Source organism: Bradyrhizobium sp. Ai1a-2, from assembly GCF_000426245.1.
Classification (GTDB): domain Bacteria; phylum Pseudomonadota; class Alphaproteobacteria; order Rhizobiales; family Xanthobacteraceae; genus Bradyrhizobium.
Window position 1 is genome coordinate 1 of record NZ_AUEZ01000148.1, and the last position, 7752, is coordinate 7752.

9 protein-coding genes and 1 pseudogene are annotated in these 7752 nt (G+C 63.1%); 6 read left to right on the forward strand and 4 right to left on the reverse strand.

All coding sequences use genetic code 11. The annotated features are described in order from the left end of the window. Nucleotides 1-88: 88 nt before the first annotated feature. A complete protein-coding gene (locus tag K288_RS0141480; protein WP_027584655.1) occupies nucleotides 89-805 on the reverse strand; it encodes a hypothetical protein in 717 nt (238 codons plus the stop codon). Between the two features lie 365 nt (nucleotides 806-1170). Between K288_RS0141480 and K288_RS0141490 the strand changes: the two genes are divergently transcribed. Together K288_RS0141490 and K288_RS0141495 are read left to right on the forward strand one after the other, a co-directional pair. Beyond that, complete coding sequence (locus K288_RS0141490) at nucleotides 1171-1716, forward strand: sigma-70 family RNA polymerase sigma factor (protein ID WP_027584656.1); 546 nt, start codon at nucleotides 1171-1173, stop codon at nucleotides 1714-1716. Between the two features lie 2 nt (nucleotides 1717-1718). Then, complete coding sequence (locus tag K288_RS0141495; protein ID WP_027584657.1) at nucleotides 1719-2357, forward strand: DUF1109 domain-containing protein; 639 nt, start codon at nucleotides 1719-1721, stop codon at nucleotides 2355-2357. 112 nt (nucleotides 2358-2469) lie between these two features. Here the strand turns inward: K288_RS0141495 and K288_RS0141500 are convergent, their stop codons facing one another. Beyond that, nucleotides 2470-3576, reverse strand: coding sequence for a DUF2336 domain-containing protein (locus tag K288_RS0141500; RefSeq protein WP_027584658.1), 1107 nt, complete (start codon nucleotides 3574-3576; stop codon nucleotides 2470-2472). A gap of 683 nt (nucleotides 3577-4259) precedes the next feature. Between K288_RS0141500 and K288_RS0141505 the strand changes: the two genes are divergently transcribed. From K288_RS0141505 to K288_RS53195, 3 genes and pseudogenes are all read left to right on the forward strand, one after another. Then, entirely contained in the window at nucleotides 4260-4829 is a 570-nt protein-coding gene (locus tag K288_RS0141505) for a sigma-70 family RNA polymerase sigma factor (RefSeq protein ID WP_027584659.1), read from the forward strand. Beyond that, nucleotides 4826-5557: a hypothetical protein gene (locus tag K288_RS0141510; RefSeq protein ID WP_027584660.1), complete on the forward strand. Its 732-nt coding sequence runs from the start codon at nucleotides 4826-4828 to the stop codon at nucleotides 5555-5557. Before K288_RS0141505 ends, K288_RS0141510 begins: the two co-directional genes overlap by 4 nt. Before the next feature lie 76 nt (nucleotides 5558-5633). Beyond that, nucleotides 5634-5808, forward strand: a pseudogene (locus tag K288_RS53195) (peptidase); the annotation flags it as partial. A 407-nt stretch (nucleotides 5809-6215) separates the two neighbouring features. Here the strand turns inward: K288_RS53195 and K288_RS48625 are convergent. Together K288_RS48625 and K288_RS48630 are read right to left on the reverse strand one after the other, a co-directional pair. Further along, the gene (locus K288_RS48625) at nucleotides 6216-7088 is read right to left on the reverse strand and encodes a site-specific integrase (protein WP_051335035.1); all 873 of its coding nucleotides are present in this window, start codon (nucleotides 7086-7088) and stop codon (nucleotides 6216-6218) included. Continuing rightward, complete coding sequence (locus tag K288_RS48630) at nucleotides 7085-7444, reverse strand: DUF5131 family protein (protein WP_084800109.1); 360 nt, start codon at nucleotides 7442-7444, stop codon at nucleotides 7085-7087. Before K288_RS48630 ends, K288_RS48625 begins: the two co-directional genes overlap by 4 nt. Before the next feature lie 99 nt (nucleotides 7445-7543). Between K288_RS48630 and K288_RS53915 the strand changes: the two genes are divergently transcribed. Further along, nucleotides 7544-7708, forward strand: coding sequence for a hypothetical protein (locus K288_RS53915; protein ID WP_160169080.1), 165 nt, complete (start codon nucleotides 7544-7546; stop codon nucleotides 7706-7708). Nucleotides 7709-7752 lie beyond the last annotated feature (44 nt).

Genomic DNA, 7752 nt, shown 5'->3' on the forward strand with positions numbered 1-7752 from the left:
ACGCGCTACGAAAAAACGGCACGAAATTACTTCGCCGTCGTCGCTATCGCCGCAACACTGCTCTGGCTAAGGTAATTGTCCACACGACCTAGGCCATGAACATGCGGGCGGCAGACGCCATGGTCAGCAGCGCGCCCGCGGCGATGAAGATCTTTCCGATCAGGGAAGTCCGGTCCCAGGTCGAGTCGTCAGTGCTGGCGACCGGCGCCGCCGGCGCTGCCGTCGACGCCTGGGCGGTCGTCATCGCGACTGCTGGGGCAGGTTGCTGCGGCTGAGCAGCGGGCTGATTCTGCTGCTGGCTCTCCTGCAGCGCGCGATCGACTTCGTTGAGCTGGTCGGAGGCGACGACGTCGCCATCACCGGGCGCCTTTGCCTCGTCGGGCTTGTCAGATGCGGCGAGCAATGTGTTGGCCTTCGCCGACATCGCACTCGCGCTATCGGCAGGGACGTTGGGGGTCAGTTCGGCCTTGGCATTGGCGACCGATACCGGAAGCGATACAGCTGCGGCGTCGGCAACCTCGCCGCCATCCGGCTTCTTGGTCTCGGTGGACTTTGATTCTGGGGACTTGGATTCTGAGGATTTGGATTCAGAGGATTTAGACTCGGTGGATTTGGACTGAGCCTTGGCCGATTTGTCGCGCTTTCCATGACGCGTAGTCTGTTTCTTAACACTTGCCGCGCTATCTGAGTCCGAGGCAGTCGTGCTGCCCGAACCTGCCGCCTCGACCGAGGACGGCGCGGCGACGCATGCAAACAGCCCTGCGGCCGCAAGCACCGCCAAAAGCCCGCTGGCTTTGGTGATCATTTGACAATCTCCCCATTTGCCCGCCCCCGCGGGGCGAAATGAGACCCCGAGGCGTGTCCACAGCGGGGCAGAAAAAGGGAATCTTCGGGTTTTGCCGGGCCAAAACGGGGCGCCACTGTTGCGCCATAGCGGCCGCTTTCGGGCGGGGCATTCGATTTTCCTCCACCCAGAATCCCATGCTGGCGACCCGGGCCGTGCGAGCTCCGGCAATCGATGTTAAGAGCGCTGCGGACATCGATACGCCCATCGATGTCCATGTTCCGAATCTGAATCCCGTGCTCGGGCGTCGTTTCACGATTTCGTGATCAATCTGCGTCCGGCGTAATAATTTGAAGGATCGACCGAATTGCGTTGTGGGAGCGCGCGTGCGTGAGCGTGAGGACGAATGGACCGGCCTGATGCGGTCGGCCATTTCAGGCGACAGCGCAGCGTATCATCGCTTGCTGAAGGCGATCACGCCGGTCCTGAGGGCCGCCGCGCGCCGCGGCCTGGCGCGCGCGGGGCAACCGATCGATCAATCCGAGGATATCGTGCAAGACATTCTGCTCGCGGTGCATTCAAAGCGACACACATGGGACGTAAACGCCCCGTTTGCGCCCTGGCTGTTCGCGATTGCCCGCAACAAGCTGATCGATGCGCTGCGCCGCCGGGGCAAACGGGTGTTCGTCAACATCGACGATTTCGCCGAGACCCTGCCTGGCGAGGCCCATGAGGAGACGGCCTCCGCCAGCGAAATCGCCACGCATCTGAACACATTGCCGGCGCGGCAGCGCGAGGTTCTGCGGTCGATCGCGGTCGACAGCGCCTCGATCAAGGACACAGCGGCAAAATTCTCGATGAGCGAGGGCGCCGTGCGGGTGGCGTTGCATCGCGGGCTCGCCAACCTGACGGCGAAACTGCGGGAGAATTGAGCATGGAGACCGATCAGCTCATTCGCACGCTCGCCGCCGACAACACCCAGCGCGCGCAGCCGGTGGGTTTCGTCCTGATGCTGGCATTGCTCGCCGCCGCACCGATTTCTGTGCTGATGTTCTTCACCGAGCTCGGCGTCAGGCCTGATGTCATGACCGCGATGCGCAACCCGTTCTTCGACCTGAAGTTCGCAGTGACGCTTGCGCTCGCCGCTTCCGCCATCGCCGTCAGCCTGCATTTGTCGCGGCCCGAGGCTTCGCTGCGCGGCTTTGGCTGGTGGCTGCTTGTTCCGGCCGGGCTGCTCGTGGCCGGTATCAGCGGCGAGATGATGATGCCGCAGCGCGCGCCGATGATGACGCGGCTCGTCGGAAACAATTCGCGGGTATGCCTGATCTCGATTCCCTTGATGTCGCTGCCGCTGCTCGCGGCCGCGTTGTTCGGCCTGCGCCATGGCGCGCCGGCGCGCCCGGCAGTCGCCGGAGCGATCGCCGGGCTGGTGGCAGCTGGGCTTGCGGCCACGCTTTACGCATCGCATTGCGCCGATGATTCACCGCTGTTCGTGGCGACCTGGTACACGATCGGGACTGCGGTGGTCGCCGCGATCGGCGCGCTGATCGGGTCGAAGGTGCTTCGATATTGATGGGTGGTACCTACGGGGTCGTCATTGCGAGGAGCGACAGCGACGAAGCAATCCATGCCTCCACTTGGGGCGCGATAGATTGCTGCGCTCGCAATGACGAGTGTGAAGGGGGCTACGCCACGGGCGCGCTTTGCTGCATGCGGTGGAAGCGCAGGACTTGCTGCGCGGTCGATGGCCGGAGCCGTTCGTAGGTCTCCATGCAGGCCAGAAGATCGGTCGGGTCGCCGCCTGACAATTCGTCGCGCAGGTTGATGATCGAGCGCACGGTCGACCACGAGAAGCCCGCGACCTTGGCCAGGATCATCACGCCTTCGGCGCGGGTCTCGATCATCATGTTTTCGGCGACGGCCAGGCTTACATTGGCAAGCGCTGCAATCGAGGCATTGGTCTCGTCGAACTTGCCGGCCTCGGCAAACGCCGCCACCTGGAATTCGTCGAGCCGGCCATCCTCATATAGCGACTTCACCAGCGCATGGGCGATCGCGGTGTCGCGCGTGACGGCCGAGGGCGAGGAGCGCGCACGCCGGGTCGCCTCGCGCACCGCGCTCGGCACCTCCTTGGCCTGCTGCGGGTTGCCGGCTTCGAGCCGGTGCCGCACCGCGTCCGACGCCTTCGCGAGCAGTTTCAGATAGAGATGCCGCGGCATGCTCGGGCGCAGCCCGATGCAGGTCGCAAGGTCGTCATCGCCTTCGGCGCGGCTGATCAGGCGGGTGAAGCCGCGCTCGGTGAATTCGGCGCCCGGATTGTTGACGGTGCTCTGGATCACCTCGTCATTGCCGCGCAGCACAAGCACGTCGGTGACGGCGCCGCTCAGCGTCTTGCGCGCGGAGATCGCCATCAGATGCGCCTGGCTCTTGTTGCGCGCGGTCTCGATCAGGGTGTCATCGTCGAGCCGGCTCGATTGCGTCAGCACGGGGCCGGCGACCTCGATCATGTCGTCGAAAGCAAGCGTCCGGACGGTCAGCGGCGGAGCGGTGTCGATCGGCGCCAGCCGGTTCGACAAGAGCGCCTTGGCCGAGGCTTCGATGTGAAGCAGCAGGCACTGGAAGACATCGTCGAACAGCGCGATCTGCTGGTCCGAATAGTCTACCGCACCGTTGATGAAGAGATCGGTCACGCGACGCAGGGTCTCGACCCGGCGTGCCACCGTTCCATGCGCGAGCGTCTTCTGCAACTCGTCGAGGAGGTTCTCGGGGGCAATTGCGGGTTTCGAACTCATGACTGTAACTCTGTCCTGGAGTATTAGCGATGCGACCGCGTCGTGTTCTTCGACGCCAGGAAGCGAATTTGTTTGCTTATGCACTGGCGATGCGATTGCGTCCCCGTGCCTTAGCCGAGTAAAGCGCGCTGTCGGCGGGCGCGAAAAGCGTGCCCGGGCCCTCGTTCGGCCGCAGCGGGACAGCTTCGTGATGGCCAGCCAGGAGCGGCAGCCATCCAATCGGCCCGCAACCGGGTTCAGAAATGAGGACTCCGCGGTGCCCATGGCTCGCCATTGAAGGAAAACTCGCAAAATCTACGGGGAAAGCCTTTAGGTTTGGTATCTTTCGGCTCCGAATTCGGTCCGTGGAACCCCGCCATATCCCTTGTTTTCGCAGGTGAAAATCAGGCGAACCCTGACTGGGCGCTGGTGGCGGACGAGCGCCGGACGCGACGGGCGGGGGTTGGTGACAGGACTGCCTTGTGCGCCGACTCTTGCTAAGGTTGCGAGCCGTCGGCAGGTCTTAGGCAGCGCGATCCCTACCATAATACCTAAGTTGGGGGTCGAAATGTGGAATTCAAAGGAATTCGGAGTCTGTGGGATAGCTCACACATGCGTTCCGCACATTGCGGTAATGTGAAGAATTCTGCTCCCACCATCGAACCAGTCCCCACCCCCCCTCGACCAATCTTGCGAGACGGCCATTGAGTGCGGCACGGGCGGCTTCAGACGAAGTTCTGATCGCCCGCATCGCTCAAGGCGACCGGCTCGCCATGCAGGTGCTGTACGGGCGGCACCACGTCAGAGTGTACCGTTTCGGACTCCGGCTTGTGCGGGACGAACAGGTCGCGGAGGACCTCATCAGCGAGGTGTTCCTCGATGTGTGGCGCCAGGCCGGCAAATTCGAAGGTCGATCTGCCGTCTCAACCTGGTTATTGGCGATCACCCGGTTCAAGGCCCTGTCTGCGCTGCGGCGCAGGAAGGACGCTGAACTGGACGAGGACGCCGCGAACGCGATCGAGGATGCGTCCGACGATCCGGAAGTGGCGGTGCAGAAGAGGGATACGGGTGAAGCGTTGCGCAAGTGTCTGACGGCACTTTCGCTGGAGCACCGGGAGATAGTCGATCTGGTCTACTACCACGAGAAGTCCGTGGAGGAAGTCGCCGAGATCGTTGGTATTCCGGAGAACACCGTGAAGACGCGCTTGTTCTACGCGCGCAAGAAATTGGCCGAACTGCTCAAGGCAGCCGGCATGGAGCGAGGTTGGCCGTGATGGCAGCGAGAAGAAAAATGCTGGAAGAGCCCAGCGACGTCGAATTGCTGCTGCCTTGGCATGCCGCGGGCACGTTGAACGCGCGCGAGGCGCGGCGTGTCGAGGAGGCGCTGGCCAGCGATACGGAACTTGCCGGGCAATACGCCGTGATCCGCGAGGAATATGCCGAGACCATCCGCCTCAACGAAACCCTGGGCGCGCCGTCCATGCGCGCGATGCAAAAGCTGTTCGCCGATATCGACCAGGAGCCCGTGCGCACACGGCCGACCTCGGTGAGCCTTTCGACGCGAATCTCGCAGTTCTTCGCAAGCCTGTCGCCGCGGGCGCTGGCGTGGTCGGCGGGCGTTGGCGCGATCGTGTTGCTGCTGCAGGCCGGCGTGATCGGCGCGGTGCTGATGATGAAGAGCCAGGGCAGTTCATTCCAGACGGCGTCGCTCGCGCTGGAGCCGCGGGCGGCTGCACCGGAGTTGCGATCCGCGGCGCCGATCACCCGTAGTCTCGGCATCACGAGCCCGCCGCGCGCGCTGGTGCGCTTCGCGCCGGACGCCCGCATCTCCGACATTACGGCGCTGCTCGACAATTACCAGGCCTCGATTATTGGCGGAGCCCGCGAGGGCATGTTCCGCATCCAGTTCGGCAACAGCGCGATGAGCAAGGACGACGTCGCGGCGCTGCTCGGCAGGCTGCAGAAGGAAAAGATCGTCAGCCTCGCGGTCGAGACGCCGTAACGCGCAAGCCGGTCGCAGATCTTTCCGCCTCGCGCCAGCGCGAGATGCCGTGACCTGTGAACACGCGAAATGGTGGATCGAGACGGCGGTCGCCGCGGGCGTGGCGCGCGGGATGGTGCTGATTGCCGCCGCCGGCAATGCGGGGGTGAAGTCGGCGCCGCTCTATCCCGCCGCGAAATCCGAACGTGATCGCGATTAGCGGCACCGATGCGCAGGAGAAACTGTTCTCCGGTCGCCCTGCGGCGAACAGATGGTCGCGTCCGGGGACGCCGAGATCGCGCGCGGTGCCGGTCTGATGGAACGCGATGTCCGTAATCGCCGCTTCGGCGGTTCCACCCGTACCGGCTGCGCCCGCGCGAGATAACACTTCTGTGAGCCGGGCGATGGAACAGTCCGCACCGGCCGTGGCCGCGGACAAAGCGGCCGAAAACGACGTGAAAAGCCCCGCCGCGCGCTGAGTTTGCCGCGCCTTTCGCGCCACAGACCGTCACCGCGGAAGGTTAAAAAATCGAACCGGGATTTTGAACGTCGGGCAGGGTGTCGCGACCAATAAAGGTGGGAGCGATCCATTCCTCCCCATTAGCTATATCAGGCGCGAGCGCCCATCCACCCCAAGCGCCCATATGGCTTGACCCGTCCGGTTGTCCCCCCGGACGGGTCATCTCTTTTTTGTAAGCTGTTGATTTTGCTCATTGTGCTCCTCCGCCTGTGTCAATTCCGTGCCAAAAAGCTTGTCTGTCAGCGTCGGGTCCTGCATCGCGTGGGCATAGGTCTCCATGAACAGCGCGATGTCATCCCACCCGCCGAGATGTGCCGCCGTCTTCGGGTCGGTGCCCTTGCGCAGCATGGTGGTCGCAAAGCCGTGGCGGCAGCAGTGGAAGGTAAGGCGCTCGAAGCCCGGTTCGGCCTCGGCGGCCTTCGCGACGTCCTGATCCCAATAGTTGCGCAGGGTCGACTCGGAGCGCCAGAACGGCCGCTCTAGATAGGCGTTGCCCTGGGTGTAGGGCTGCCGCTCGCGCGGCAGATTGGCGAGCGCTACGAGAGCCGGCTGCGGCATATGGGCGGTGCGCTGCTTCCCGGTCTTGGTGTCTCTGATCTTGATCGTCCGCCGCGCAAAGTCGATATCGGTTTTCCAGTTCAGCCGGTGAGCCTCGCAGAACCGACATGCGGTCGCATACATCACCAACACTAGCGCCTTAATCACTGGCCGGGCGTAGAGGAGGAATGTGTCGAGCCACAACTGATCGACCGGCGTCTTAACCGTCTCATCGAAGTCGAAACGCTTGATCCGGACGAACGCGCATTTTTCAAGCTCGGCGCAATGGTTGATTACCGCCTGCGTCGGCGTGATCACCTGCCGATTCCATGTCGCACCACTGCAACCCGGATAGAGCACAGGCGCGCTCTGCTTTATGGCGCCAGCGGTCATGTCTTTAACTTTGGCGTCTTTCCAATAGTCCTCAATCTTGCCAAGGTAATTGTCGGACTTCCCAGCCTTCAGGTAGAGGGCGACGGCCTGGGGGAAGGTCAAGACCTCTTGCGGTCCATCGAGATGATGTTTGTGGGCTCGGGTTGCCGCCACAGCACCGGCACCTGATTATCGAACACATCGCAGAGCGAGCCACAAAACACCTTCGGCCGCCCACCCGACTCGCGCCCGAGCTTCGCCCACTGGTACGGCTTGCGCCAATTGCCGGTTGAGGTTCGCTTTCGGTCATGATTGCCCCACTGGACATCGCCGAAGCGCTGCGCCCATGTCTCCGCGTAACAGTTGTCGCACCCGGCGCTTATTTTCGTGCAGCCAATCCACGGATTGAACGTGTAGCCCGGCCGCATCGCACCCCTACCGTCCCGCCATGCCGTCCACTCGATTTTCGTTTCGGCCATCAGAGCCTCCGATCAAACTCGGTCGGACTCGTCGGCCGCCCGTCTTTATTTCGAAACTCGACCTGCTTGTTTATGGGCGAGGTGCCGATTGGTGATGCGATGGTGAATCGCTTCTCGCATCCGAAATCGACCGCTCGCGTACTTGATCCGAAAGCCCCGGCGATCGTCGCCAAGGGCAAGCGCAAGAACATCCGCGAGTTCGCGACGCTGCACACGTGGCGCTTCAAGAACTGGATCGGAAACAAGATCGCGGGGCGCAAATGAGCGCCCTTCACGACGTGAAGCTGGCCGAACGTCTCTCAGGCTGG

Excerpts from the sequence above, each read along its gene's own strand:
- K288_RS0141480 (WP_027584655.1), bottom strand. The coding sequence starts at position 805 with ATGATCACCAAAGCCAGCGGGCTTTTGGCGGTGCTTGCGGCCGCAGGG.
- K288_RS0141495 (WP_027584657.1), top strand. The coding sequence starts at position 1,719 with ATGGAGACCGATCAGCTCATTCGCACGCTCGCCGCCGACAACACCCAG.
- K288_RS0141500 (WP_027584658.1), bottom strand. The coding sequence starts at position 3,576 with ATGAGTTCGAAACCCGCAATTGCCCCCGAGAACCTCCTCGACGAGTTG.
- K288_RS48630 (WP_084800109.1), bottom strand. The coding sequence starts at position 7,444 with ATGGCCGAAACGAAAATCGAGTGGACGGCATGGCGGGACGGTAGGGGT.
- K288_RS53915 (WP_160169080.1), top strand. The coding sequence starts at position 7,544 with ATGGTGAATCGCTTCTCGCATCCGAAATCGACCGCTCGCGTACTTGAT.